Genomic DNA, 23,350 nt, shown 5'->3' with positions numbered 1-23,350 from the left:
GATTGGGTTTGGCAGCGCATCCGGTTCGTGAAACTCAAAACTGAACGGGTTATCGAACTGCGCAGGTAACACTTTCTCCATCCGTTCCAACGCTTTGATACGGCTTTGCGCTTGGCGAGCTTTCGACGCTTTGTAGCGGAAGCGATCGATGTAGCTTTGCATGTGCGACATTTGCTTCTGCTGCTTTTGATACATCGCTTGTTGCAAGATGAGTTTTTGCGCGCGTTGCTCTTCGAACGACGAGTAGTTACCCGTGTACTCGTTAAGCTGTTCGTTTTCGATGTGGATCACTCGACCGACGATCGGGTCTAAGAAATCACGGTCGTGCGAGATAAGCACCAAAGTACCTGGGTAGTTTTGCAACCAGCGTTCAAGCCACATCACCGCGTCCAAGTCTAAGTGGTTGGTCGGTTCGTCGAGTAAGAGCAAATCAGAGCGGCACAGCAGCGCTTGCGCTAAGTTAAGACGCATACGCCAACCACCAGAAAACTGGGTTAGGTTCCAGCTCATCTGTTCTTGGCTAAAACCCAAACCGTCGAGCAGTTCTGCCGCGCGAGCGCGAATACTATACCCACCGATGGTTTCAATCTGGCCGTGGATATCGGCGACGAGCGTGCCGTTATCGTTCGCTTCTGCGAGTGCGAGTTTTTCTTCTAACGCACGGTATTCACGGTCACCGTCAATTACGTACTCAATCGCGCTGCGTTCAAGCGCCGGTGTTTCCTGTGCAACCCAAGCTAATTCCCAATGCGCTGGTTTGCTGAAGTTACCAGCATCCACCGACAACTCGTCTTTAATCAACGCAAATAGGGTGGATTTACCACAACCGTTTTTACCCACTAGGCCGACTTTATCGCCTGGATGAATGGTTGCAGAAGTTTGGTCCAGAAGCGGTTTACCGCCACGAAGAAGCTGGATGTCAGAAAAGGTAATCATAGTTTTGTGCTTTATCTTTGCTCGTATCGCGCAGAATAGTAGGGGGAATGAGATTAAATGTCGATCATTGTATTATGTGTAACAAAGACGTATAACAATCTGATAACGATAATATGAGCCTAGCCACAGTGAGAGGGCTTCATCACTAATAAGGATTGCTGTCCAAGGAATGCAGACCAGACCATCGAAAACACCCAAAGTACTTGTGCTTTACGCTCACCCAGAGCCGGATAGTTCAGTCGCCAACCAAATGATGATCAAGAAAATTCAATCGCTTGATCACGTGATGGTGCACGACCTGTACGCCCATTACCCAGATTTTTTTATCGACGTCAAAGCAGAGCAACGACTATTGCTGAATCACGATGTGATTGTCTTCCACCACCCGCTTTATATGTATTCCTGTCCCGCGTTGTTAAAAGAATGGCTTGACCGCGTCCTGTGTAAAGGCTTTGCGTTCGGTTCAGGAGAGGCACTGAAAGGTAAAGTGTGGCGCAGCGTGATTACTGCAGGTGGTCGTGAGGACGCCTTTAACGCCAGCGGTTATAACCGTTATCCGATGTCTGAAATCCTACAGCCGTTTGAGCTGACCGCAGCCTTGTGTCAAATGGAATGGGCTGAGCCTTTAGTGTTGTACTGGGCGAGACGAGTGCCAGAAATGGAACGCTACCAGCACGCCGAAGCTTATCGTCAGTGGCTGATAAGTCTTACCCATGACGATCACAATCTAGTAGGAGGTCAGCATGGCAGCTGAAAGTGACTTTCTACAAAGTAGCGTAATTTTCCTCACTGCTGCGGTCGTTGCAGTGCCACTCGCGCAGCGCTTAGGGCTGGGCTCGGTACTTGGTTATCTGCTCGCGGGTGTGGCGATCGGTCCTTGGGGCTTGGGCTTAATCAGTGACGTTGAAGCGATTTTGCACTTTGCCGAGTTTGGTGTCGTACTGTTGCTGTTTTTGATTGGTCTGGAGTTAAATCCGACCAAACTGTTGCAAATGAAAGGGCCAATTCTCGGTCTCGGCGGCGCACAGGTTGTAATAACCACGCTATTGCTCGCCAGTGTGGCTTATCTATTGGGTACAAGCTGGCAAACCAGTTTAGTGATCGGTATGGGCTTGGCGTTGTCTTCCACCGCGATTGCGTTGCGGGTGATCGAAGAGCAAGGTTTAGAAGGCAGTGAAGCTGGGCAGTCGGGTTTTGCAGTGCTGCTGTTCCAAGATATCGCCGTGATTCCGATGTTGGCGATATTGCCAGTCTTAGCAGGGAATAGCGCAGGTGACTGGCTGGATGTTATCTGGATGCTCGGTGGTGTCGGTGGTTTATTAGTCGGTGGCCATTATCTACTGCGACCACTGTTCCGTTATGTGGTGATGAGTGGCGTACGCGAATTATTCACCATCGCGGCTTTGCTATTGGTCATCGGCATCGCACTGATCATGAAGCAGCTTGGTTTATCGATGGCACTCGGGACTTTCTTGGCTGGGGTGCTACTGGCAGAGAGTGAATACCGCCATGAACTAGAGATTGCGATTGAACCGTTCAAAGGCCTGTTGTTGGGACTATTTTTTATCGCGGTTGGCATGGCGGTTAACCTCGGGTTGCTGGCGTTACAACCAGTCGCGGTGCTGTTGGCAGTTACGGGTTTAGTGGTGTGTAAAGGGCTGATCCTTTATGTGCTGGCACACTTGTCCGGTGGCCGCGCCAAATCACGCAGTAAGATGGCGGCGATCCTCAGCCAAGGTGGTGAGTTTGCCTTTGTTATTTTTACCGCAGCTAGTGCAGAAGGTTTGTTAACCCAAGACCAAATTGCGTTTTTACTCGTGGTGGTGAGTTTATCTATGGTGACCACGCCGTTGTTACTCACGGTGCAAAACCGCTGGTATGCGCGAGGTCTTAATATTCAGCAAACTAAACAACGTCGTAGTGATGTGGTGAACAAACAACCTCGCGTGATTATCGCGGGTTTTGGTCGCTTTGGTCAGATCGTTGGTCGTCTGATGTACGCCAACAAGATCAAAGTAACGGTACTCGAAAGTGACGCCAGTCAGATCCAATTGCTGCGTAAATACGGTTATAAAGTCTTCTTTGGTGACGCAACCCAGCTTGATTTACTGCGTGCCGCTGGGGCAGACAAAGCTGAAGCGATGATCATCTGTACCGATTCGCCAGATGAACTGATGAATATCGTTGAGCTGTGTAAACAACATTTCCCAAGGCTTAAAATCCTCGCGCGAGCGCGCAGCCGGGTTGAAGCATATCAATTGCTCAGTCACGGAATCGAAAGGTACTCGCGCGAAACCTTCTTAGGTGCGTTAGACTTGGGGCGTCAGGCGTTGGTCGAATTGGGAATGCATCCCTATCAGGCCAAACGAGCGGAAGCGCATTTCCGGAAGCTGGACAATGCGATGCTGAAAGAGTTGTTACCTCAGCACACTGACGATAAGCAATTGGCCTTAAGAGCCAAAGAAGCCCGAAAAGAACTGGAAGAGATTTTTGGACGTGAAATGGAAAGCGACCAACAATCAAAATACTTCTGGGATTGATCCAATAGCCGATGTGTACGCCCTCTTTTAAAACGGTGTATAGGTTGGAAGTGACGAGTGAAGTAAGAGAAATGAAGAAAAGGTTTATCGCAGGCGCAAGTTGCCCTAAGTGTTCGCAGCAGGACACATTACGCTGGTGGATAGAGAATAATATCGAAATCGTTGAATGTGTCGAGTGCTCGCACATCGATCAGCGGAAACCGCAATCTGTAGAAAAAACTGAACACAGCGGTCAGGAGATGATCGGAATTTTTAAGCCAGAATAATTGAGTTTCTATAATCAATCCCCATAATACGTGGATAGACACTTTGTTAATCGGAGCAAGATTTTTGCTCCGTTTCTCTAACTCCTTGGAGTAATTATGAAAATTGAAAAGAACGTAGTAGTAAGTCTTGCTTACCAAGTAAAACTAGAAGATGGTGTGGTTGTTGACCAATCAACAACTGAAGCACCACTAGATTACCTTCACGGTAACAACAACCTGATCACAGGTCTTGAAGATGCCCTAGAAGGTAAAGAAGCAGGTGCTAAGTTCTCAGTAACTGTTACTCCAGAAGAAGCATACGGTGAGCACAACGACGCGCTAGTACAACGCGTTCCTGCAGACGTATTCCAAGGCGTTGAGCAGATCGAAGTTGGTATGCGTTTCCTAGCGGATACTGACCAAGGTCCAATCCCTGTTGAAGTTACTGAAGTTGACGGTGATGAAGTCGTGGTTGACGGTAACCACATGCTTGCAGGTCAAACGCTGACTTTTGACGTTGAAGTTGTCGCGCTGCGTGAAGCAACAGCGGAAGAAGTTGAGCACGGCCACGTTCACCAAGCTGGCGGTTGTGGTCACGACCATGACCACGATCACGAAGGCGGTTGTTGTGGCGGCGAAGGCCACAGCCACGGTGAAGAGAAGAAAGACGGTTGCTGCGGTGGCGGTGGCTGCGGTTCTCACTAATCTGAGCCGATGCTGAACTTACGTTTAGTAAGATAGAATAACAGAGCGCAAGCTAACCAGATTAGCTTGCGCTTTTTTATACCCGTTGAATTGATCAACTCCAGATACTCGGAGAGTAAACCCATGAGCAAGCCATTTTCTATCGCTATCCACGGTGGTGCCGGGACGATTTTACGCGAACAAATGACGCCGGAGTTAGAAGCGCAAATCAGACGCGATCTTGAGTCTTCGGTCAAAGCGGGGCATCAAGTGCTGGCAAATGGTGGCGATGCGCTGGATGCGGTCGTGGCAGCAGTCAAAGTGTTGGAAGACTCACCACATTTTAATGCGGGTAAGGGCTCCGTACTGACCCACAAAGAAATGGTCGAGATGGACGCGTCGATTATGCACGGTAAAGAGATGAATGCCGGCGCTGTGGCGGGTGTGCGCCATATTCGCAACCCGATTGAGTTGGCCCGTGATGTGATGCTCAACAGCAATCATGTTTTGTTGATTGGAGAAGGTGCGGAAGAGTTCGCGTTTGAACACGGATACGAATACACCGAACAAGATTACTTCTACACCGACCGCCGTTATGACCAACTGCAGTCGATGAAAGAAAAAGGCTTGTTCGCTTTGTCTGAGTCTAAGTACCCAGATGACAGCAAACACGGCACGGTAGGCGCAGTGGCGCTCGACCAGCAAGGAAACTTGGCCGCTGCAACCAGCACTGGTGGCGTGACCAATAAGAAATACGGCCGAGTAGGTGACTCATCAATCATTGGTGCAGGCACTTTTGCAGAAAATGGAAACGTTGCGGTGTCGACCACGGGAATGGGTGAATTTTTTATTCGCAAATGCGTTGCGGGTGATGTGGCGGCAAGAATGCGCTACTTAGGCGAAGACGTTGTGACGGCGAGTGAAACCGTGATCAATGGTGAGCTAAAAAACATGGGTGGAGAGGGCGGTTTGATCGCGTTAGATGCGCTCGGCAACATCAGTTATGCGATGAATAGTAGCGGTATGTACCGCGCTGGAATTGATACCCAAGGAGCGATGGAAATTAAGATATACGCCGCAGAAAAATAAGCAGCATTGTTTGAAAAAGACAATACCAACAAACACTTAGTTTAGCGCTGTGCAAGCGTGATTAAAAAATAACTGCAAGAAATGTGATTCAGTGCTAGAATCCATTTTTAATCAGCAATCAGACTTGGAAAGATGGGTAATAACGTAGTCGTTCTAGGCACCCAATGGGGTGACGAAGGTAAAGGTAAAATCGTAGACCTTTTAACTGAAGATGCAAAATATGTGGTTCGCTACCAAGGCGGTCACAATGCAGGCCACACTCTAGTAATTGACGGTGAAAAAACCGTTCTTCACTTAATTCCATCAGGTATCCTTCGCGATAACGTAAAATGTGTTATCGGTAACGGTGTAGTACTATCACCTGAAGCTCTACTTAAAGAAATGAAACCTCTTGAAGAGCGCGGTATTCCTGTACGCGAGCGTCTTTTCATTTCTGAAGCTTGTCCTCTAATTCTTCCTTACCATATCGCGCTTGACCAAGCTCGCGAACTTGCTCGTGGTAAGAAAGCGATCGGTACAACTGGCCGTGGCATCGGTCCAGCATACGAAGATAAAGTTGCACGTCGCGGTCTACGCGTTGGCGACCTATTCGATATGGAAGCGTTCGCTGAGAAACTAAAAGAAGTGATGGAATTCCATAACTTCCAACTAGTTAACTTCTACAAAGCAGAAGCAGTAAGCTACGAAGAAGTACTTGAGCAGGCACAAGGCTACGCTGAGCTACTAACTTCAATGGTTATCGACGTAACTGACGAACTAGACGCAGCACGCAAGCGCGGCGACAAGATCATGTTTGAAGGTGCGCAAGGTACGCTACTTGATATCGACCACGGTACTTACCCATACGTAACGTCTTCTAACACGACTGCTGGTGGTGTTGCTGCAGGTTCTGGTTTCGGCCCTCGTCACATCGGTTACATCCTTGGTATCGCGAAAGCTTACTGTACTCGTGTAGGTTCAGGTCCATTCCCGACAGAACTTTACGACGGTCAAGAGAAACAAGATCCAGTAGGTAAACACCTAGGTACTAAAGGTCACGAGTTTGGTGCAACAACGGGTCGTCTACGTCGTACAGGTTGGTTCGATGCAGTTGCTATGCGTCGTGCAATCCAAATCAACTCTATCTCTGGTTTCTGTCTAACTAAGCTAGACGTACTAGATGGTCTAGAAGAGCTAAAAATCTGTACTGGTTACAAGATGGAAGACGGATCTGTACTAGAAGTTTCGCCAATGGCTGCTGAAGCATTTGAACAAGCAACGCCAATCTACGAAACAATGCCTGGTTGGTCAGAAAACACATTCGGTGCGAAATCAATCGAAGAGCTACCAAAAGCGGCTCTAGATTACATCAAGCGTATCGAAGAACTAACGGGCGTGCCTGTAGACATTATCTCTACTGGTCCAGACCGTAATGAAACAATCATCAAGGTTCACCCATTCGAATCTTAATCCTGATTGTTATCAGTAAATTAGAAAACCAGCGCTATGTCGCTGGTTTTTTTATGCCTGCTAAACGCTGACTTTTTAGACACTCTATGGCAATCTTTTGCCATAACACGGCAATTTTGATTAAAGAGTTAGCGGCACTTGCCGATATTAATATCAAACTTGCCGCAACTGCGGCAATTCCGGCGTTGGTGAAAAACGAATGCCGATTATCGAAGTTAAGAGTGCAGACAATGAAGCTAAAACAATTAGCGGCTTCGATGGTATTGGCGGCTAGTACCTTTATGGTTAAGGCTAACGGCTTGCAGGAGATTGGCGAGCCAGTACCTATCTACTCCGAAGCAGAACTGATCACGTTGGTGAATGAAAACCAGCACCTTGCACGCATAAAAGCCGATAACTGCCAGTTGGTGGAAGATATCGTTGCTCGTGCTACCCGTATTAACTTACCGGCATACGAGTTTCTCTATGGCGATATGTTAGCGTGGGGTGTGTGTGTTGACCAAGATGTAGAACTGGGTCTCTATTATATGGAAAACGCGGCGAATCAAGGGTTGCCTGCGGCGTTAGAACAACTCGGTCGTTACTACTCACGTGGAACCTTGGTTCAGCAAGATAAAGAACGCGCGATTCCATATCTACGCGAAGCAGCGGCGATGGGGAACATTAATGCGCGTATTCAATTGGCGGAATTGCTACTCCGCGATTACGGCAGCCCGTTAGATTACGAAGATGCCTACCGTTGGTTATATAACTCAGTTTCGGCTGACCAACGTACCCACAAGCGGATTTCGATTTTGCGTCGCGGCTTAGAACAGCGTATGCCGATGAACATTATTGCTCGAGCGAAAAAGCGCGATACCTTCTGGTAACCTGAATTCCGAGATGAACTTGTCTGCACTCAAGTTTATGTCAAAAGCAAAAAATGCCCAGCGGTTGCTGGGCATTTTTTATGGTTCGTGTGTTATTGAACCGTGCGTTGCACAAAAGTGTGAACTGGATAAATTCACGCTGCCCACGGAATTAATCCAAGCTAAGTGATGAAAAAGACATTAAAAAGTAATGGATTTGAAGCGAGTTGCCTGTAGCTTCTACCGTGAGTCAGATATACTAGTTTCCATACCTTCCTTGCTAAATTTAGGCGAGCTTATGTCAGATAATATCAATAACGACCCGTTTGCAGATCGTGAATCGGAAAACTATGAAAACCCAATCCCTAGTCGTGAATTCATCCTAGAGTTCTTGGCTCAGGCGGGTGTGCCGATGAACCGCAATGACTTGTTTGATGCACTGCAGCTCAACGGTGAAGACCAATACGAAGGCCTTCGTCGTCGCTTAAGAGCGATGGAGCGTGATGGCCAGCTCGTATTTACCCGTCGCCAGTGCTATGCCCTACCAGAAAAACTCGAAATGGTAAAAGGCTATGTTATTGGTCATAAAGACGGCCATGGCTGGGTGCGACCAGATGGTAGCACCGGTAAGGACAACGATATCGTTCTTCCTCATCATCAGATGAAAAACGTTATCCACGGTGATTACGTACTCGTTCAACCGACGCAAAATTCAAAACGTGGACGTAAGGAAGGGCGTTTAGTTCGCGTGTTGGAAGAAAGAACCGGACAAATCGTCGGTCGTTTCTTTATGGAGTACGGCTACTCTTATGTGGTGCCGGATGACTCGCGTATTTCACAAGATATTCTGATCCCAAATGAGCTCAAAGCTGGGGCTCGTATGGGTAACGTGGTCGTAATCGAGATTACCGATCGCGGCTCACGTTCACGTGGCATGATGGGTAAAGTGGTGGAAGTACTGGGTGAAAACATGGCACCGGGTATGGAAACACAAATCGCGATTCGCACTCACCAGATCCCACACGAATGGCCAGTAGCGGTAGAAAAGCAAATTGAAGGCCTGGGCGAAGAAGTTCCAGAAGAAGCGAAGCAAGGCCGAGTTGACCTACGTGAACTTCCGTTAGTGACGATTGACGGCGAAGATGCTCGTGACTTCGATGACGCTGTTTACTGTGAAGCGCTACCGGACGGTGGTTGGAAACTGTGGGTGGCGATTGCCGATGTGAGCTATTACGTTCGTCCAGATTCAGCCTTAGACAAAGAAGCCATTAACCGTGGTAACTCGGTGTACTTCCCGTCGCAAGTGGTGCCAATGTTGCCGGAAGTCCTTTCAAACGGCTTATGTTCACTCAACCCTCAAGTTGACCGCTTGTGTATGGTGTGTGAGATGACGTTGTCTGAATCGGGCAGACTGACTGGTTATAAGCATTACGAAGCGGTGATGAATTCGCACGCTCGTCTGACTTACAACAAAGTGCACGATATTTTGGAAGGGGACGAAGAGCTACGCCAGCGTTACCAACCGCTCGTTCCACACCTGGAAGAACTGCACAAAATGTACAAAGTGCTGAAGAAAGCACGTGACCATCGTGGTGCGATCGAGTTCGAAACCATCGAGACCAAATTCATCTTTAACGCTGAGCGCAAAATTGACAGCATTGAGCCTGTGATTCGTAACGATGCGCACAAGATCATCGAAGAATGTATGATTTTGGCTAACATCGCGTCGGCTTCTCTGGTGGAAAAAGCGAAAGAGCCGTCACTGTACCGTATCCACGAGCCACCAGGTGAAGAGCGTCTGATGGGCTTCAGAGACTTCTTGGGTGAACTGGGACTTGACCTAAAAGGCGGACTAGAGCCATCACCAACCGACTACGCGGACTTGGTTAAACAGATTGCTGAGCGCCAAGACAAAGAACTGATTCAAACCATGCTGCTTCGTTCGATGAAGCAGGCGGTCTACAACGCGGATAACGCGGGTCACTTTGGTTTGGCGTTGAAACGCTACGCGCATTTCACATCGCCAATTCGTCGTTACCCTGACTTGCTATTGCACCGTGCGATTAAATATCTGATCGCGAAACAAGAAGGGCGCAACCAAGACCGTTGGACGCCAACTGGCGGTTACCATTACTCGTTTGACGACATGGACTTCTACGGCGAGCAGTGTTCGATGACCGAGCGCCGAGCAGATGACGCGACACGTGAAGTCTCGGATTGGCTCAAATGTGAGTACATGCAGGACCATGTCGGCGAAGAGCTTGAAGGCGTGATTGCAAACGTCACTAGCTTCGGTTTCTTTGTTCGTTTGACGGACTTACATATTGACGGGCTAGTCCATATCTCCGCCTTGGCGAACGACTATTACCAGTTTGATCCGGTTGGTCAAAGGCTTATCGGTGAAAGCTTTGGCGCTATCTACCGCCTAGGTGATGCGGTGAAAGTGAAAGTCCTGTCGGTGAACTTAGATGATCGTCAAATTGACTTTGAATTAGTCGAAACAAGTCGTAAGCTACGCGGCAAAGGCAAGACGGCGAAGAAACGCGCGGCGGAAGCTCAGCAGAAAGCCAAAGCGAAGAAGCGTGCGGCGAGTAAAGGTGGCGACAAAGCGTCACCAAATATCGAGCCAACTGTGCGACCAGATACGGCGGAGCATAAGAAAGGTGCCAAGAAAGCGAAAGTCACCAAAGCACGCAAGAAAAAACCAAACAGTAAGCCAAAGAAAGCCAAAAGCAGCAACAAAGTGAAAGCGCAGTAACGAAACAGGTTTAGTTAATGAGTAATGAATTTATTTACGGTATTCACGCAGTAAAAGCAGTATTGGCGCGTGAGCCGGAGCGTTTTATTGAAGCGTTCGTTTTAAAAGGTCGCCAGGATGACCGTTTGATGCCAATTCTTAACGAACTGCAACAAATCGGCGTTTCGATCCAGCAGATGACGCGTAAAACACTCGACGACAAAGCTCGTGGCGCGAACCACCAAGGTGTGATGGCGCGAGTAAAGCCGGCTAAGCAGCTAAACGAGAATGACCTCGATGATATCTTGGCAAAACATGATGCACCACTGCTGTTGGTGCTTGATGGTGTCACAGATCCACATAACTTAGGTGCTTGTCTGCGAAATGCAGATGCGGCGGGTGTGGCGGCAGTTATCGTACCGAAAGACAAGTCAGCCAATATCAATGCGACAGTCAGTAAAGTGGCTTGCGGCGCAGCAGAAACTGTTCCGCTAGTACGCGTGACTAACTTGGCTCGCACGATGCGCGCATTGCAAGAGCAGGGCATTTGGTTTGTCGGCACCGCCGGAGAAGCGACGCACGATATCTATCAAGCCAAGCTAACGGGGCCATTGGCGATCGTGATGGGTGCTGAAGGCGACGGTATGCGCCGCCTAACGCGAGAAACATGCGATGACCTGATCAAAATCCCAATGGCAGGCAGTGTATCAAGCCTAAACGTTTCGGTTGCTTCAGGTGTGTGTTTGTTTGAAGCGGTACGTCAGCGACTCGCATAATCCTAGTCACGAAAATTATTGATATTGATTAAGTTAGCGCACAGGGTTTAGCTTTGTGCGCTTTTCTTTGTCTGCAATTAATTCCGCTTAATTTTCACACACCCCTTGCAACTGAAATTGTGATCTGTATAATGCAGCGCACTGGTTAAGCCAGTTGTGAACCAATGAGCAGTGAGGAGCTAATAAACTTAAGTGTTTATTAGGTAATGTAGACTCAGCTTATGTTCGCGGTTAATACAATTAGCTATCTTTTCTTCGGAAAAACTATCCCCAAAGGTGACTTTGGCATGTAGGGATAGTTAATCGAAAATTAACTGACAATGCGTCCTAATCTTGGATGCTACGGTTTCACATAAATCAATCGGCATTCTCTCGTCCTGACGAGTCTGAGTGGCGATATTGTTTGTGTAATTTTTTATAATTGGAGCTCTGTCTCATGCAGAACCAACGTATCCGTATCCGCCTAAAAGCTTTCGATTACAAACTAATCGATGCTTCTACAGCGGAAATCGTTGAAACAGCTAAGCGCACTGGCGCACAGGTTCGTGGTCCAATCCCACTACCAACTCGTAAAGAGCGTTTCACAGTTCTTATCTCTCCACACGTTAACAAGAAAGCACGTGACCAGTACGAAATCCGTACTCACAAGCGTCTAATCGACATCGTTGAGCCAACAGACAAAACTGTTGATGCTCTAATGCGTCTAGACCTTGCTGCGGGCGTTGACGTTCAAATTAGCCTAGGTTAAGGGAGATTAGAAGTATGATTGGTCTAATCGGTCGTAAAGTGGGCATGACCCGCGTATTTACTGAAGAAGGCGTTTCTATCCCAGTAACTGTTGTTGAGGTTGAAGCTAACCGTGTTTCTCAAGTGAAAACTCTTGAAACTGACGGCTACGCAGCAATCCAGGTTACAGCTGGTTCTAAGAAAGCTAACCGCGTAAACAAAGCTGAAGCAGGTCACTTTGCTAAAGCTGGCGTTGAAGCTGGTCGCGGTCTTTGGGAATTCCGTTTAGAAAACGGTGAAGAGTTCGAAGTTGGTGCTGAACTAACTGTTGAACTATTCAACGAAACTAAGAAAGTAGACGTTACTGGTACATCTAAGGGTAAAGGTTTCCAAGGCGCAGTTAAGCGTTGGAACTTCCGTACTCAAGATATGACTCACGGTAACTCATTGTCTCACCGTGCTCCTGGTTCTATCGGTCAATGTCAGACTCCAGGTCGCGTATTTAAAGGCAAGAAAATGGCAGGTCACATGGGTGCTGAGCGTGTAACGACTCAAAACCTAGAGATCGTACGTGTTGACGCTGAGCGCAACCTGCTTCTTATTAAAGGTGCAGTCCCAGGCGCAACTGGCGGCAACGTGATCGTTAAACCAGCTGTTAAAGCATAACGTCTCAGGAGTAAGTAATGGAACTAATGGTTAAAGGTGCCGATGCACTAACTGTTTCCGAAACTACTTTCGGACGTGAGTTTAACGAAGCTCTTGTACACCAAGTAGTTGTTGCGTTTGCAGCAGGTGCTCGTCAAGGTACTCGTGCTCAAAAAACACGTTCAGAAGTTTCTGGCGGTGGCGCTAAGCCATGGCGTCAAAAAGGTACTGGCCGTGCGCGTGCTGGTACAATCCGTAGCCCAATCTGGCGTACAGGTGGTGTTACTTTTGCTGCGAAACCACAAGATCACAGCCAAAAAGTAAACAAAAAAATGTACCGTGGTGCTATGAAGAGCATTCTTTCTGAGCTTGTTCGTCAAGAGCGTCTAATCGTTGTTGATAACTTCTCAGTAGAAGCACCAAAAACTAAAGAGCTAGTAGCTAAGCTTAAAGAGCTTGAGCTTAACGATGTACTAATCGTTACTGGCGAAGTAGACGAGAATCTATTCTTAGCTGCTCGTAACCTATACAAAGTTGACGCACGTGATGTTGCTGGTATTGATCCAGTATCTCTAATCGCGTTTGACAAGGTTCTAATGACTGCTGAAGCAGTTAAGCAAGTTGAGGAGATGCTAGCATGATCACTGAAGAGCGTATCCTAAAAGTTCTACGTGCACCGCACATCTCTGAAAAAGCAACTATGGCTGCAGAGAAAGCGAACACTATCGTTTTCAAAGTATCTATCGATGCAACTAAGAAAGAGATCAAAGCAGCTGTAGAAAAGCTATTTGAAGTTGAAGTTAAGTCTGTAAATACCCTTATCACTAAGGGTAAGACCAAACGTCAAGGTCTACGCCAAGGTCGCCGCAGCGACGTTAAGAAAGCGTACGTTACTTTGAAAGAAGGTCAAGATCTTGACTTTGTTGGCGGCGCGGAATAACAGGAGTAGTTGAGAAATGGCTATTGTTAAATGTAAGCCGACTTCGGCTGGTCGTCGTCACGTTGTTAAAGTTGTTAACGCTGACCTACACAAGGGTAAGCCTTACGCACCTCTTCTAGAGAAAAACTCTAAGAACGGCGGTCGTAACAACAACGGTCGTATCACAGTACGTCACATCGGCGGTGGTCACAAACACCACTACCGTGTAATTGATTTTAAACGTACTAAAGATGGCATCCCAGCGAAAGTTGAGCGTCTAGAATACGATCCAAACCGTAGCGCAAACATCGCTCTAGTTCTGTACGCAGACGGTGAGCGTCGTTACATCCTAGCACCTAAAGGTGTTCAAGCTGGTGATGCAATCCAGTCTGGTGCGGATGCACCAATCAAAGCTGGTAACGCACTTCCAATGCGTAACATCCCAGTAGGTTCAACTGTACACAACGTTGAACTTAAGCCTGGTAAAGGTGGTCAGCTAGCTCGTTCGGCTGGTGCATATGCTCAAATCGTTGCTCGCGACGGTGCATACGTAACTATCCGTCTACGTTCTGGTGAGATGCGTAAAGTATTGTCTGAAGGCCGTGCAACAATCGGTGAAGTAGGCAACTCTGAGCACATGCTTCGTGAACTAGGTAAAGCTGGTGCTAACCGCTGGCGCGGTGTTCGTCCAACCGTTCGCGGTGTGGTAATGAACCCGGTTGACCACCCACACGGTGGTGGTGAAGGTCGTACTTCAGGTGGTCGTCACCCAGTATCTCCTTGGGGTATGCCAACTAAAGGCTTCAAGACCCGTAAGAACAAACGCACTGACAAGTACATCGTACGTCGTCGTAACAAGTAATCTATATAAAGAGGAATCGCCATGCCACGTTCTCTCAAGAAAGGTCCTTTTATTGACCTACACTTGCTGAAGAAGGTAGAGAAAGCGGTGGAAAGCGGAGACAAAAAGCCTATTAAGACTTGGTCCCGTCGCTCAATGATCATCCCTACGATGATCGGTTTGACCATCGCTGTCCATAATGGTCGTCAGCACGTACCAGTTTTCGTTACCGAAGAAATGATCGGTCACAAACTGGGTGAATTCGCACCAACACGTACTTACCGCGGCCATGTCGTGGATAAGAAAGCTAAGAAGCGTTAAGGAGTAGATGATGGAAGCACTAGCTAAACATAACTTTGCTCGCATTTCGCCTCAGAAAGCTCGCTTAGTTGCGGACCAAATTCGTGGAAAATCTGTAGACCAAGCTCTAGAAATCTTGACGTTCAGCAACAAAAAAGCTGCTGACCTAATCAAGAAAGTTCTTGAGTCAGCTATCGCTAACGCGGAGCACAATGAAGGCGCAGATATTGACGATCTAAATGTCGCAAAAATCTTCGTAGATGAAGGCCCGATCATGAAGCGTATTATGCCTCGTGCTAAAGGTCGTGCGGATCGTATCTTGAAGCGTTCAAGCCACATCACTGTTGTTGTAGCAGATCGCTAAGAGACTAGGAGAGTAAGCAATGGGTCAAAAAGTACATCCTAATGGTATTCGTCTAGGCATCGTTAAGCCTTGGAATGCTACATGGTTTGCTAACACCAAAGATTTCGCTGACAACCTAGACGGCGACTTCAAGGTACGTCAGTTCCTTACGAGTGAACTGAAAAAAGCATCACTTTCACGCATCGTTATCGAGCGTCCTGCTAAGAGCATCCGTGTGACTATTCACACTGCTCGTCCAGGCGTTGTAATCGGTAAGAAAGGTGAAGACGTAGAAAAACTACGCGCAGCTGTAGCTAAAATTGCAGGTGTACCAGCGCAAATCAACATCGCTGAAGTACGTAAACCTGAGCTAGATGCACAGCTTGTAGGTGATAGCATCGCGTCTCAGCTAGAGCGTCGTGTTATGTTCCGTCGTGCTATGAAGCGCGCGGTACAAAACGCAATGCGTCTAGGCGCTAAAGGTATCAAAGTGGAAGTAAGCGGTCGTCTAGGCGGCGCTGAAATCGCACGTTCTGAGTGGTACCGTGAAGGCCGTGTGCCTCTACACACTCTACGTGCTGACATTGATTACGCAACTTCTTCGGCTCACACTCAATACGGTGTGATCGGCATTAAAGTTTGGATCTTCAAAGGTGAGATTCTAGGCGGTATGCCAGCAGCTAACGCTGTAGAGCCTAAAGGCGATAAGCCTAAGAAGCAGCGTAAAGGCCGTAAGTAAGGAGTCGACAGATGCTACAACCTAAACGTACTAAGTTCCGTAAGGTTCACACAGGTCGTAACCGTGGTCTAGCTAAAGGTACTGATGTAAGCTTCGGCGAATTCGGTCTTAAAGCTGTTGGCCGTGGTCGTCTAACTGCTCGTCAAATCGAAGCGGCACGTCGTGCAATGACACGTCACGTTAAGCGTCAAGGTAAAATCTGGATCCGTGTGTTCCCAGACAAACCAATCACAGAAAAACCACTTGAAGTTCGTCAAGGTAAGGGTAAAGGTAACGTTGAGTACTGGGTAGCCCAAATCCAACCTGGCAAGGTAATGTACGAAATGGGTGGTGTACCTGAAGAATTGGCTCGTGAAGCGTTCCGCCTAGCGGCTCGTAAACTGCCATTCAAGACTACATTTGTAACTAAGCAGGTGATGTGATGAAAGCACAAGATCTACGCGAAAAGAGCGTTGAAGAGCTTAACGCTGAGCTATTGAATTTGCTACGCGAACAGTTCAACCTGCGCATGCAGGCTGCGACTGGTCAACTACAGCAAACTCATACTCTGAAAGCTGTACGCCGTGATATCGCACGTGTGAAAACTGTTTTGACTGAGAAGGCAGGCGCATAATGAGCGAAGTAAAACGTACTCAACAAGGTCGTGTTGTTAGCGACAAGATGGACAAGTCTATCACTGTTGCTATCGAGCGTTTCGTAAAACACCCAATCTACGGTAAATACGTTAAACGTACGACTAAAGTACACGCACATGACGAAAACAACGAGTGTGGCCTAGGCGACACTGTTGAAATCGCAGAGTGTCGTCCACTGTCTAAGACTAAGTCTTGGACTTTGGTAAAAGTTGTAGAAAAAGCGAAAATCTAATTTTGTTTCTTCTATAAAAAAAGCGGCTCCAAATTTTTTTTGGAGCCGCTTATTTTTTGACTACCCAATCACAAAAAAGGGTGGTACAATTCGCGTCCCTTTTAAAGAGGCAGCCCGACCCGTGAGGGTCTAGTTTTTTTATATATTTAGCGGAGCACTAACATGATCCAAATGCAAAGTATGCTGGACGCAGCTGATAACTCAGGCGCTCGCAGCGTAATGTGTATTAAGGTTCTGGGTGGCTCTCACCGCCGTTATGCACATATCGGTGACATCATCAAAGTTACTGTTAAGGAAGCAATTCCTCGCGGTAAAGTTAAAAAAGGTGATGTACTGAAGGCGGTGGTAGTTCGCACCCGTAAAGGCGTACGTCGTCCAGACGGTTCTGTCATTCGCTTCGACCGTAATGCTTGCGTACTGTTAAATGACAATACTGAGCAACCAATCGGTACACGTATCTTTGGTCCTGTGACTCGCGAACTTCGTGGCGATAAGTTCATGAAGATCGTTTCACTGGCTCCAGAAGTTCTGTAAGGAGCACGTAAGATGGCAGCTAAAATCCGTCGTAATGACGAAGTAATCGTTCTTGCTGGTAAAGATAAAGGCAAGAAAGGTAAAGTAACTAAGGTTCTAGCAACTGGTAAAGTTATCGTTGAAGGCATCAACCTTGTTAAGAAGCACCAAAAGCCGGTTCCGGCTCTAGGTCAACAAGGTGGCATCGTTGAACAAGAAGCAGCAATTGACGCTTCTAACGTTGCAATCTTTAACGCAGCTACTGGTAAAGCTGACCGTATCGGTTTCCGTTTCGAAGATGGCAAGAAAGTTCGTTTCTTTAAGTCTAACGGCGAAACCGTTTCTAACTAATAGAAGTAATTTGGAGTTCTACTATGGCGAAACTGCATGATTACTACAAGTCGTCTGTAGTCGCTGAACTGACCAAACAGTTCAGTTACACAAGCGTCATGCAAGTCCCTAGAATCGAGAAAATCACCCTAAACATGGGTGTTGGTGAAGCAATCAACGATAAGAAACTGCTAGAAAATGCAGCGTCTGATATGGCAACGATCTCTGGTCAAAAGCCACTTATCACAAAAGCGCGCAAATCTGTTGCAGGTTTCAAAATCCGTGAAGGCTACCCTATCGGTTGTAAAGTAACCTTGCGTGGCGAACGTATGTGGGATTTTCTTGAGCGTCTAATTTCGATCGCTCTTCCACGTGTACGTGACTTCCGTGGTGTTAGCGCTAAGTCTTTTGACGGTCGCGGTAACTACAGCATGGGCGTTCGCGAGCAAATCATCTTCCCGGAAATCGACTTTGATAAAGTTGATCGAGTACGCGGTCTAGACATCACTATTACGACGTCTGCTGGTACTGATGAGGAAGGCCGTGCTCTGCTGGCTGCCTTTAACTTCCCATTCCGTAAGTAAGGTGAAGGGTTACTGTTATGGCTAAACAATCAATGAAAGCACGTGAAGCTAAACGTGCAAAGCTAGTAGCTAAGTTTGCTGAAAAGCGCGCTTCGCTAAAAGCTATCATCAGCGATGTAAACGCATCTGAAGAAGATCGTTGGAATGCGGTTCTAACACTGCAATCTCTTCCACGTGATTCAAGTGCATCACGTCAGCGCAACCGTTGCAACCAAACTGGTCGTCCACACGGTTACCTACGTAAGTTCGGTCTAAGCCGTATTAAGGTTCGTGAAGCTTGCATGAAAGGCGAGATTCCGGGTCTTCGTAAGGCTAGCTGGTAATTGCCACTTAATCATTTGGAGTAAATCATATGAGCATGCAAGATCCGATTTCGGATATGCTGACCCGCGTTCGTAACGGTCAGGCAGCAAACAAAGTTGCTGTAAAAATGCCTTCTTCAAAGCTTAAAGTTGCAATTGCTGCACTACTAAAAGCTGAAGGTTACATCGTTGACTTCGCTGTAGAAGGCGAAGCAAAACCTGAGCTAGAAGTTACTCTTAAGTACTTCCAAGCTAAACCAGTTATCGAGCAACTTAAACGTGTTTCTCGTCCAGGTCTACGTGTTTACAAGAAGAAAGATGAACTTCCTTCTGTAATGGGTGGTCTTGGTGTTGCTATCGTTTCAACTTCCAAGGGTCTGATGTCAGACCGCGCTGCACGTAAAGCAGGTCTTGGCGGTGAAATCATCTGCTACGTAGCTTAATAAGGAGTAGACTATGTCTCGTGTTGCTAAAGCACCTGTCGCTATTCCAGCTGGCGTAGAGGTGAAACTAAACGGCCAAGAAATCACTGTAAAAGGTGCTAAAGGCGAACTATCACGCGTTCTAAACAATGCGGTAGTTGTTGCTCAGGAAGATAACAATCTTACTTTCGGTCCACGCGAAGGTGTTGTAAACGCATGGGCACAAGCAGGTACTGCTCGCGCTCTAGTTAACAACATGGTTGTTGGTGTTACTGAAGGCTTTACTAAGAAGCTAACTCTTAAAGGTGTTGGTTACCGTGCTGCTATTAAAGGCAACGCTGTAGGCCTAACACTAGGCTTCTCACACCCAGTTGAGCACGAGTTGCCAGCGGGTATTAAAGCGGAATGTCCAAGCCAAACTGAAATTGTGATCACTGGTTGTGACAAACAACTAGTTGGTCAAGTTGCGGCTGACATTCGTTCTTACCGTCAACCTGAGCCTTACAAAGGTAAAGGTGTTCGTTACGCAGATGAAAATGTGCGTACTAAAGAAGCTAAGAAGAAGTAAGGTAACACTATGGATAAGAAAGCATCTCGCATCCGTCGTGCTACACGCGCACGTCGTAAGATTGCAGAACTGGGTGCGACTCGCCTAGTTGTACACCGTACTCCTCGTCACGTGTACGCTCAGGTTATCGCAGCGAACGGCTCTGAGGTTATCGCAGCAGCTTCTACTGTAGAAAAAGCGATCCGTGAGCAAGTGAAAAACACTGGTAACATCGATGCAGCTAAAGCAGTAGGTAAAGCTGTTGCTGAGCGCGCTCTTGAGAAAGGCGTTGAGTCAGTTGCATTTGATCGTTCTGGTTTCCAATACCACGGTCGAGTAGCGGCGCTAGCAGAATCTGCTCGCGAAGCTGGTCTGAAATTCTAAGGTAGGGTTGGACGATGGCTAAAGAACAACAAGTTCAAGCGAATGATTTGCAAGAAAAGCTAATCGCCGTTAACCGTGTTTCTAAAACGGTTAAAGGTGGTCGAATCATGAGCTTTACTGCACTAACAGTAGTTGGTGACGGTAACGGTCGCGTAGGTTTCGGTTACGGCAAAGCTCGTGAAGTACCTGCAGCGATCCAAAAAGCAATGGAAAAAGCGCGTCGTAACATGACTACGATCGCTCTTAACGAAGGCACTCTTCACCACCCAGTGAAAGGTCGCCACTCGGGCTCTAAAGTTTACATGCAGCCTGCTGCAGAAGGTACTGGTGTAATCGCAGGTGGTGCGATGCGTGCAGTACTAGAAGTTGCTGGCGTACACAACGTACTATCTAAAGCATACGGTTCTACGAACCCTATCAACATCGTTCGTGCAACGATCGATGCGCTAGGTAGCATGAAGTCGCCAGAAATGGTTGCTGCTAAACGTGGTCTAACTGTTGAATCTATTTCGGAGTAAGAACACCATGGCAACTATTAAAGTAACTCAAACTAAAAGCTCAATTGGTCGCCTACCAAAGCACAAAGCGTGTCTTAAAGGTCTGGGCCTTCGTAAAATCAACCACACAGTAGAACTTGAAGATACTCCGTGCGTGCGCGGTATGATCAACAAGGTTTACTACATGGTTAAAGTTGAGGAGTAATCAGAATGCGTTTGAATACTCTATCACCGGCTGCGGGCTCTAAGCCTTCTGCGAAGCGCGTAGGTCGTGGTATCGGTTCTGGCCTAGGTAAAACTGGTGGCCGTGGCCACAAAGGTCAAAAGTCACGTTCTGGCGGTTCAGTTCGTCCAGGTTTTGAAGGCGGTCAGATGCCTCTAAAACAACGTCTACCTAAATTCGGTTTCACTTCTCGTAAGAGCCTAGTGTCTGCTGAAGTTCGTCTAGCTGAGCTAGCGAAAGTAACTGGTGACGTAGTAGATCTAAACAGCCTTAAAGCTGCTAACGTTATCACTAAGAACATCGAATTCGTAAAAGTTGTTCTATCTGGTGAAATTAACAAAGCAGTGACTGTAAAAGGTCTACGTGTGACTAAAGGCGCTAAAGCTGCAATCGAAGCTGCAGGCGGTAAAATCGAGGAATAATCTCGAGGAACGAGGTACAGATGGCTAAGAAACCAGGACAAGATTTTCGTAGTGCTCAGAGCGGCTTAAGTGAACTAAAGTCGCGCTTATTATTCGTAATTGGTGCACTTTTAGTATTCCGAGCAGGCTCTTTTGTGCCGATTCCTGGTATTGACGCTGCTGTACTTGCCGATTTGTTCGAACAGCAAAAAGGTACCATCGTAGAAATGTTTAACATGTTCTCCGGTGGTGCTCTTGAGCGTGCATCTATATTAGCGTTGGGCATCATGCCGTATATTTCGGCATCTATTGTTGTCCAACTGCTAACTGTAGTTCATCCAGCGTTAGCTGAACTCAAAAAAGAGGGTGAAGCAGGCCGTCGTAAGATCAGCCAATACACACGCTACGGCACGCTTGTACTTGCGACATTCCAGGCTATTGGTATTGCAACAGGCTTACCAAACATGGTCGACAATCTGGTTGTTATCAACCAAACCATGTTTACGCTAATTGCTACCGTAAGTTTAGTAACCGGCACCATGTTCCTAATGTGGTTAGGTGAACAAATTACAGAGCGTGGAATTGGTAACGGTATTTCGTTACTAATCTTTGCAGGTATTGTTGCTGGATTGCCTTCGGCAATCGGTCAAACAGTCGAGCAAGCGCGTCAAGGTGAATTGCATGTACTTCTTCTGCTGTTAATTGCTGTACTAGCATTCGCGGTTATTTACTTTGTTGTTTTCATGGAGCGTGGTCAACGTCGTATCGTTGTAAACTACGCGAAGCGTCAACAAGGTCGCAAAGTATTTGCTGCGCAAAGCACTCACTTGCCACTTAAAATTAATATGGCAGGTGTTATTCCAGCAATTTTCGCATCAAGCATTATCCTGTTCCCAGGAACACTGGCTCAGTGGTTTGGTCAGAATGGTGAGAGCAGCGCGTTCGGTTGGTTAACTGACGTGTCTTTGGCTCTTAGCCCAGGTCAACCTCTGTATGTAATGCTTTATGCAGCAGCGATTATTTTCTTCTGTTTCTTCTACACGGCGTTGGTTTTCAACCCGCGTGAAACAGCAGATAACTTGAAGAAGTCCGGTGCATTCGTACCCGGTATCCGCCCAGGTGAGCAGACAGCTAAGTACATTGATAAAGTGATGACGCGTTTAACCCTTGCTGGTGCGTTATACATCACCTTTATCTGTCTGATTCCGGAGTTCATGATGGTCGCGTGGAACGTACGTTTCTACTTCGGCGGTACATCATTACTTATCGTAGTGGTTGTTATCATGGACTTTATGGCACAGGTACAGACTCATATGATGTCTCAACAGTATGATTCTGTGTTGAAGAAAGCGAATCTGAAAGGTTACGGCCGTTAATTCGGCGGTAGTTTCAGTTTCAATTACGGAGTTTAGCAATGAAAGTTCGTGCTTCCGTTAAAAAAATCTGCCGTAACTGTAAAGTTATCAAGCGTAACGGTGTCGTTCGCGTGATTTGCAGTGAGCCAAAGCACAAGCAGCGCCAAGGCTAATCAGCAGAAATTTTTACTTGAAATATAAGGTAGTGTCGAGTATATTCCTCGGCCTACCTTTTGCGTGCAAAAGAAGTAGTATTCCACAGCGTATCCATAACGGGCTTTGCTGTGGCTAATTCTTTTATAGAAACACTTAGGAGTGAATAATGGCCCGTATAGCCGGCATTAACATTCCTGATCAGAAGCATGCTGTAATCGCTCTAACTGCGATCTACGGCATCGGTAAAACTCGCTCTCAAGCTATCCTAGCTGAAGTGGGTATTGCTGAAAATGTTAAGATCAGTGAACTAACTGAAGAGCAGATCGATCAACTGCGTGATGGTGTAGCTAAGTACACTGTAGAAGGTGATCTACGTCGTGAAGTATCTATGAACATCAAGCGTCTTATGGACCTTGGCTGTTACCGTGGTCTTCGTCATCGTCGCAGTCTACCACTACGTGGACAGCGTACTAAAACCAACGCTCGCACCCGTAAGGGTCCGCGTAAGCCGATCAAGAAATAGTCGGGAAGGTAGAGTACAATGGCTAAACAACCAACTCGCGCTCGTAAGCGCGTACGCAAGCAAGTTGCAGATGGCGTTGCGCACATCCATGCATCTTTCAATAACACAATCGTAACTATCACTGACCGTCAAGGCAACGCTCTTGCATGGGCTACTGCAGGTGGTTCAGGTTTCCGTGGTTCTCGTAAGTCTACTCCGTTCGCTGCACAGGTTGCTGCTGAGCGTTGTGCTGAAATGGCTAAAGAGTACGGTCTAAAGAACTTGGAAGTTATGGTTAAGGGTCCTGGTCCAGGTCGTGAATCTACTGTTCGCGCACTGAACGCAGCTGGTTTCCGCATCACAAACATTGTTGATGCTACACCAATCCCTCATAACGGTTGTCGTCCACCTAAGAAACGTCGCGTATAACGTTTCTAGGATAATTGGAGA

The 23,350-nt window shown here is 47.2% G+C and carries 35 protein-coding genes; 34 read left to right on the top strand and 1 reads right to left on the bottom strand.

Annotated elements, in window-relative coordinates; genetic code table 11:
- Nucleotides 1–936: ATP-binding cassette domain-containing protein (locus HCZ42_RS18780; RefSeq protein ID WP_167422249.1), on the bottom strand; the 936-nt coding region annotated here is incomplete at its 3' end.
- Nucleotides 937–1,105: 169 nt separating this feature from the next.
- On the opposite strand from HCZ42_RS18780, the gene kefG reads away from it, so the two are divergent.
- The 34 genes from kefG to rpsK all read left to right on the top strand — a co-directional run bounded on the left by kefG (nt 1,106) and on the right by rpsK (nt 23,329).
- On the top strand, nt 1,106–1,690 hold the full coding sequence (gene kefG / locus HCZ42_RS18775; RefSeq protein WP_167422248.1) for a glutathione-regulated potassium-efflux system ancillary protein KefG: 585 nt from the start codon (nt 1,106–1,108) through the stop codon (nt 1,688–1,690).
- On the top strand, nt 1,680–3,476 hold the full coding sequence (kefB, locus tag HCZ42_RS18770; RefSeq protein WP_167422247.1) for a glutathione-regulated potassium-efflux system protein KefB: 1,797 nt from the start codon (nt 1,680–1,682) through the stop codon (nt 3,474–3,476). The genes kefG and kefB overlap by 11 nt, the downstream gene beginning before the upstream one ends.
- Nucleotides 3,477–3,547: 71 nt before the next feature.
- A complete protein-coding gene (locus tag HCZ42_RS18765; RefSeq protein WP_167422253.1) occupies nt 3,548–3,742 on the top strand; it encodes a YheV family putative zinc ribbon protein in 195 nt (64 codons plus the stop codon).
- 96 nt (nt 3,743–3,838) lie between these two features.
- Nucleotides 3,839–4,426, top strand: coding sequence for a peptidylprolyl isomerase (gene slyD, locus HCZ42_RS18760; protein WP_167422246.1), 588 nt, complete (start codon nt 3,839–3,841; stop codon nt 4,424–4,426).
- A gap of 123 nt (nt 4,427–4,549) precedes the next feature.
- A complete protein-coding gene (locus HCZ42_RS18755; RefSeq protein WP_167422245.1) occupies nt 4,550–5,494 on the top strand; it encodes an isoaspartyl peptidase/L-asparaginase family protein in 945 nt (314 codons plus the stop codon).
- 132 nt (nt 5,495–5,626) lie between these two features.
- Nucleotides 5,627–6,943, top strand: coding sequence for an adenylosuccinate synthase (locus tag HCZ42_RS18750; RefSeq protein WP_167422244.1), 1,317 nt, complete (start codon nt 5,627–5,629; stop codon nt 6,941–6,943).
- 230 nt (nt 6,944–7,173) lie between these two features.
- Nucleotides 7,174–7,812 carry a flagellar protein MotX gene (gene motX / locus HCZ42_RS18745; RefSeq protein ID WP_167422252.1) on the top strand — a complete coding sequence of 213 codons (639 nt, stop codon included), beginning with the start codon at nt 7,174–7,176 and terminating at the stop codon, nt 7,810–7,812.
- 277 nt (nt 7,813–8,089) lie between these two features.
- Entirely contained in the window at nt 8,090–10,549 is a 2,460-nt protein-coding gene (gene rnr, locus HCZ42_RS18740; RefSeq protein WP_167422243.1) for a ribonuclease R, read from the top strand.
- A 17-nt stretch (nt 10,550–10,566) separates the two neighbouring features.
- Nucleotides 10,567–11,304 (top strand): 23S rRNA (guanosine(2251)-2'-O)-methyltransferase RlmB, encoded by a 738-nt coding sequence (gene rlmB / locus HCZ42_RS18735; RefSeq protein WP_053410097.1) that lies wholly within the window; start codon nt 10,567–10,569, stop codon nt 11,302–11,304.
- A gap of 436 nt (nt 11,305–11,740) precedes the next feature.
- Nucleotides 11,741–12,052, top strand: a complete 312-nt coding sequence (gene rpsJ / locus HCZ42_RS18730) for a 30S ribosomal protein S10 (protein ID WP_004410492.1) — start codon at nt 11,741–11,743, stop codon at nt 12,050–12,052.
- 14 nt (nt 12,053–12,066) lie between these two features.
- Nucleotides 12,067–12,696, top strand: coding sequence for a 50S ribosomal protein L3 (rplC, locus tag HCZ42_RS18725; protein ID WP_005456132.1), 630 nt, complete (start codon nt 12,067–12,069; stop codon nt 12,694–12,696).
- Between the two features lie 17 nt (nt 12,697–12,713).
- On the top strand, nt 12,714–13,316 hold the full coding sequence (gene rplD / locus HCZ42_RS18720) for a 50S ribosomal protein L4 (protein WP_053410098.1): 603 nt from the start codon (nt 12,714–12,716) through the stop codon (nt 13,314–13,316).
- Nucleotides 13,313–13,615, top strand: a complete 303-nt coding sequence (gene rplW / locus HCZ42_RS18715; RefSeq protein ID WP_053410099.1) for a 50S ribosomal protein L23 — start codon at nt 13,313–13,315, stop codon at nt 13,613–13,615. Before rplD ends, rplW begins: the two co-directional genes overlap by 4 nt.
- 16 nt (nt 13,616–13,631) lie before the next feature.
- Nucleotides 13,632–14,456, top strand: a complete 825-nt coding sequence (rplB, locus tag HCZ42_RS18710) for a 50S ribosomal protein L2 (protein ID WP_053410100.1) — start codon at nt 13,632–13,634, stop codon at nt 14,454–14,456.
- A gap of 21 nt (nt 14,457–14,477) precedes the next feature.
- Nucleotides 14,478–14,756 (top strand): 30S ribosomal protein S19, encoded by a 279-nt coding sequence (rpsS, locus tag HCZ42_RS18705; protein ID WP_004745876.1) that lies wholly within the window; start codon nt 14,478–14,480, stop codon nt 14,754–14,756.
- A gap of 10 nt (nt 14,757–14,766) precedes the next feature.
- Nucleotides 14,767–15,099: a 50S ribosomal protein L22 gene (gene rplV, locus HCZ42_RS18700; RefSeq protein ID WP_004745877.1), complete on the top strand. Its 333-nt coding sequence runs from the start codon at nt 14,767–14,769 to the stop codon at nt 15,097–15,099.
- 19 nt (nt 15,100–15,118) lie between these two features.
- Nucleotides 15,119–15,817 (top strand): 30S ribosomal protein S3, encoded by a 699-nt coding sequence (gene rpsC / locus HCZ42_RS18695; RefSeq protein WP_005471060.1) that lies wholly within the window; start codon nt 15,119–15,121, stop codon nt 15,815–15,817.
- 11 nt (nt 15,818–15,828) lie between these two features.
- Nucleotides 15,829–16,239: a 50S ribosomal protein L16 gene (gene rplP, locus HCZ42_RS18690; protein ID WP_053410101.1), complete on the top strand. Its 411-nt coding sequence runs from the start codon at nt 15,829–15,831 to the stop codon at nt 16,237–16,239.
- Nucleotides 16,239–16,430 (top strand): 50S ribosomal protein L29, encoded by a 192-nt coding sequence (gene rpmC / locus HCZ42_RS18685; RefSeq protein WP_004410456.1) that lies wholly within the window; start codon nt 16,239–16,241, stop codon nt 16,428–16,430. The genes rplP and rpmC overlap by 1 nt, the downstream gene beginning before the upstream one ends.
- A complete protein-coding gene (gene rpsQ / locus HCZ42_RS18680) occupies nt 16,430–16,684 on the top strand; it encodes a 30S ribosomal protein S17 (RefSeq protein WP_053410102.1) in 255 nt (84 codons plus the stop codon). Before rpmC ends, rpsQ begins: the two co-directional genes overlap by 1 nt.
- Nucleotides 16,685–16,846: 162 nt before the next feature.
- Nucleotides 16,847–17,218, top strand: a complete 372-nt coding sequence (gene rplN / locus HCZ42_RS18675) for a 50S ribosomal protein L14 (protein ID WP_053410103.1) — start codon at nt 16,847–16,849, stop codon at nt 17,216–17,218.
- Nucleotides 17,219–17,230: 12 nt separating this feature from the next.
- Nucleotides 17,231–17,548, top strand: coding sequence for a 50S ribosomal protein L24 (gene rplX / locus HCZ42_RS18670; protein WP_014230668.1), 318 nt, complete (start codon nt 17,231–17,233; stop codon nt 17,546–17,548).
- 23 nt (nt 17,549–17,571) lie between these two features.
- Nucleotides 17,572–18,111, top strand: a complete 540-nt coding sequence (rplE, locus tag HCZ42_RS18665; RefSeq protein ID WP_114787356.1) for a 50S ribosomal protein L5 — start codon at nt 17,572–17,574, stop codon at nt 18,109–18,111.
- A 17-nt stretch (nt 18,112–18,128) separates the two neighbouring features.
- Nucleotides 18,129–18,434 (top strand): 30S ribosomal protein S14, encoded by a 306-nt coding sequence (rpsN, locus tag HCZ42_RS18660; protein WP_053410105.1) that lies wholly within the window; start codon nt 18,129–18,131, stop codon nt 18,432–18,434.
- Between the two features lie 29 nt (nt 18,435–18,463).
- Entirely contained in the window at nt 18,464–18,856 is a 393-nt protein-coding gene (rpsH, locus tag HCZ42_RS18655) for a 30S ribosomal protein S8 (protein WP_053410106.1), read from the top strand.
- Nucleotides 18,857–18,869: 13 nt separating this feature from the next.
- Nucleotides 18,870–19,403, top strand: a complete 534-nt coding sequence (gene rplF, locus HCZ42_RS18650; RefSeq protein ID WP_167422242.1) for a 50S ribosomal protein L6 — start codon at nt 18,870–18,872, stop codon at nt 19,401–19,403.
- Nucleotides 19,404–19,412: 9 nt separating this feature from the next.
- Nucleotides 19,413–19,766 carry a 50S ribosomal protein L18 gene (gene rplR, locus HCZ42_RS18645; protein WP_004410436.1) on the top strand — a complete coding sequence of 118 codons (354 nt, stop codon included), beginning with the start codon at nt 19,413–19,415 and terminating at the stop codon, nt 19,764–19,766.
- Nucleotides 19,767–19,780: 14 nt separating this feature from the next.
- Nucleotides 19,781–20,284, top strand: coding sequence for a 30S ribosomal protein S5 (gene rpsE / locus HCZ42_RS18640; RefSeq protein WP_004745894.1), 504 nt, complete (start codon nt 19,781–19,783; stop codon nt 20,282–20,284).
- Nucleotides 20,285–20,291: 7 nt separating this feature from the next.
- A complete protein-coding gene (gene rpmD, locus HCZ42_RS18635) occupies nt 20,292–20,468 on the top strand; it encodes a 50S ribosomal protein L30 (RefSeq protein WP_004410429.1) in 177 nt (58 codons plus the stop codon).
- A 5-nt stretch (nt 20,469–20,473) separates the two neighbouring features.
- Nucleotides 20,474–20,908: a 50S ribosomal protein L15 gene (gene rplO, locus HCZ42_RS18630; RefSeq protein WP_006963206.1), complete on the top strand. Its 435-nt coding sequence runs from the start codon at nt 20,474–20,476 to the stop codon at nt 20,906–20,908.
- Between the two features lie 20 nt (nt 20,909–20,928).
- Nucleotides 20,929–22,263, top strand: coding sequence for a preprotein translocase subunit SecY (secY, locus tag HCZ42_RS18625; RefSeq protein WP_053410108.1), 1,335 nt, complete (start codon nt 20,929–20,931; stop codon nt 22,261–22,263).
- Between the two features lie 38 nt (nt 22,264–22,301).
- Nucleotides 22,302–22,415 (top strand): 50S ribosomal protein L36, encoded by a 114-nt coding sequence (gene rpmJ / locus HCZ42_RS18620; protein WP_000868186.1) that lies wholly within the window; start codon nt 22,302–22,304, stop codon nt 22,413–22,415.
- 149 nt (nt 22,416–22,564) lie between these two features.
- On the top strand, nt 22,565–22,921 hold the full coding sequence (rpsM, locus tag HCZ42_RS18615; protein WP_005383154.1) for a 30S ribosomal protein S13: 357 nt from the start codon (nt 22,565–22,567) through the stop codon (nt 22,919–22,921).
- Between the two features lie 18 nt (nt 22,922–22,939).
- Nucleotides 22,940–23,329: a 30S ribosomal protein S11 gene (rpsK, locus tag HCZ42_RS18610; protein WP_001118870.1), complete on the top strand. Its 390-nt coding sequence runs from the start codon at nt 22,940–22,942 to the stop codon at nt 23,327–23,329.
- The last annotated feature ends 21 nt before the right edge of the window (nt 23,330–23,350 follow it).

The sequence above is a fragment of the Vibrio hepatarius genome (assembly GCF_011806575.1).
Lineage (GTDB): Bacteria > Pseudomonadota > Gammaproteobacteria > Enterobacterales > Vibrionaceae > Vibrio > Vibrio hepatarius_A.
Note: the sequence above shows the minus strand (reverse complement) of the source record. Positions and strands in the feature narration are given on the sequence as shown.

What these genes read in the sequence shown, in the direction of transcription:
- kefG (WP_167422248.1), top strand. Translation starts at nt 1,106, where the DNA reads ATGCAGACCAGACCATCGAAAACACCCAAAGTACTTGTGCTTTACGCT.
- kefB (WP_167422247.1), top strand. Translation starts at nt 1,680, where the DNA reads ATGGCAGCTGAAAGTGACTTTCTACAAAGTAGCGTAATTTTCCTCACT.
- HCZ42_RS18765 (WP_167422253.1), top strand. Translation starts at nt 3,548, where the DNA reads ATGAAGAAAAGGTTTATCGCAGGCGCAAGTTGCCCTAAGTGTTCGCAG.
- slyD (WP_167422246.1), top strand. Translation starts at nt 3,839, where the DNA reads ATGAAAATTGAAAAGAACGTAGTAGTAAGTCTTGCTTACCAAGTAAAA.
- HCZ42_RS18755 (WP_167422245.1), top strand. Translation starts at nt 4,550, where the DNA reads ATGAGCAAGCCATTTTCTATCGCTATCCACGGTGGTGCCGGGACGATT.
- HCZ42_RS18750 (WP_167422244.1), top strand. Translation starts at nt 5,627, where the DNA reads ATGGGTAATAACGTAGTCGTTCTAGGCACCCAATGGGGTGACGAAGGT.
- motX (WP_167422252.1), top strand. Translation starts at nt 7,174, where the DNA reads ATGAAGCTAAAACAATTAGCGGCTTCGATGGTATTGGCGGCTAGTACC.
- rnr (WP_167422243.1), top strand. Translation starts at nt 8,090, where the DNA reads ATGTCAGATAATATCAATAACGACCCGTTTGCAGATCGTGAATCGGAA.
- rlmB (WP_053410097.1), top strand. Translation starts at nt 10,567, where the DNA reads ATGAGTAATGAATTTATTTACGGTATTCACGCAGTAAAAGCAGTATTG.
- rpsJ (WP_004410492.1), top strand. Translation starts at nt 11,741, where the DNA reads ATGCAGAACCAACGTATCCGTATCCGCCTAAAAGCTTTCGATTACAAA.
- rplC (WP_005456132.1), top strand. Translation starts at nt 12,067, where the DNA reads ATGATTGGTCTAATCGGTCGTAAAGTGGGCATGACCCGCGTATTTACT.
- rplD (WP_053410098.1), top strand. Translation starts at nt 12,714, where the DNA reads ATGGAACTAATGGTTAAAGGTGCCGATGCACTAACTGTTTCCGAAACT.
- rplW (WP_053410099.1), top strand. Translation starts at nt 13,313, where the DNA reads ATGATCACTGAAGAGCGTATCCTAAAAGTTCTACGTGCACCGCACATC.
- rplB (WP_053410100.1), top strand. Translation starts at nt 13,632, where the DNA reads ATGGCTATTGTTAAATGTAAGCCGACTTCGGCTGGTCGTCGTCACGTT.
- rpsS (WP_004745876.1), top strand. Translation starts at nt 14,478, where the DNA reads ATGCCACGTTCTCTCAAGAAAGGTCCTTTTATTGACCTACACTTGCTG.
- rplV (WP_004745877.1), top strand. Translation starts at nt 14,767, where the DNA reads ATGGAAGCACTAGCTAAACATAACTTTGCTCGCATTTCGCCTCAGAAA.
- rpsC (WP_005471060.1), top strand. Translation starts at nt 15,119, where the DNA reads ATGGGTCAAAAAGTACATCCTAATGGTATTCGTCTAGGCATCGTTAAG.
- rplP (WP_053410101.1), top strand. Translation starts at nt 15,829, where the DNA reads ATGCTACAACCTAAACGTACTAAGTTCCGTAAGGTTCACACAGGTCGT.
- rpmC (WP_004410456.1), top strand. Translation starts at nt 16,239, where the DNA reads ATGAAAGCACAAGATCTACGCGAAAAGAGCGTTGAAGAGCTTAACGCT.
- rpsQ (WP_053410102.1), top strand. Translation starts at nt 16,430, where the DNA reads ATGAGCGAAGTAAAACGTACTCAACAAGGTCGTGTTGTTAGCGACAAG.
- rplN (WP_053410103.1), top strand. Translation starts at nt 16,847, where the DNA reads ATGATCCAAATGCAAAGTATGCTGGACGCAGCTGATAACTCAGGCGCT.
- rplX (WP_014230668.1), top strand. Translation starts at nt 17,231, where the DNA reads ATGGCAGCTAAAATCCGTCGTAATGACGAAGTAATCGTTCTTGCTGGT.
- rplE (WP_114787356.1), top strand. Translation starts at nt 17,572, where the DNA reads ATGGCGAAACTGCATGATTACTACAAGTCGTCTGTAGTCGCTGAACTG.
- rpsN (WP_053410105.1), top strand. Translation starts at nt 18,129, where the DNA reads ATGGCTAAACAATCAATGAAAGCACGTGAAGCTAAACGTGCAAAGCTA.
- rpsH (WP_053410106.1), top strand. Translation starts at nt 18,464, where the DNA reads ATGAGCATGCAAGATCCGATTTCGGATATGCTGACCCGCGTTCGTAAC.
- rplF (WP_167422242.1), top strand. Translation starts at nt 18,870, where the DNA reads ATGTCTCGTGTTGCTAAAGCACCTGTCGCTATTCCAGCTGGCGTAGAG.
- rplR (WP_004410436.1), top strand. Translation starts at nt 19,413, where the DNA reads ATGGATAAGAAAGCATCTCGCATCCGTCGTGCTACACGCGCACGTCGT.
- rpsE (WP_004745894.1), top strand. Translation starts at nt 19,781, where the DNA reads ATGGCTAAAGAACAACAAGTTCAAGCGAATGATTTGCAAGAAAAGCTA.
- rpmD (WP_004410429.1), top strand. Translation starts at nt 20,292, where the DNA reads ATGGCAACTATTAAAGTAACTCAAACTAAAAGCTCAATTGGTCGCCTA.
- rplO (WP_006963206.1), top strand. Translation starts at nt 20,474, where the DNA reads ATGCGTTTGAATACTCTATCACCGGCTGCGGGCTCTAAGCCTTCTGCG.
- secY (WP_053410108.1), top strand. Translation starts at nt 20,929, where the DNA reads ATGGCTAAGAAACCAGGACAAGATTTTCGTAGTGCTCAGAGCGGCTTA.
- rpmJ (WP_000868186.1), top strand. Translation starts at nt 22,302, where the DNA reads ATGAAAGTTCGTGCTTCCGTTAAAAAAATCTGCCGTAACTGTAAAGTT.
- rpsM (WP_005383154.1), top strand. Translation starts at nt 22,565, where the DNA reads ATGGCCCGTATAGCCGGCATTAACATTCCTGATCAGAAGCATGCTGTA.
- rpsK (WP_001118870.1), top strand. Translation starts at nt 22,940, where the DNA reads ATGGCTAAACAACCAACTCGCGCTCGTAAGCGCGTACGCAAGCAAGTT.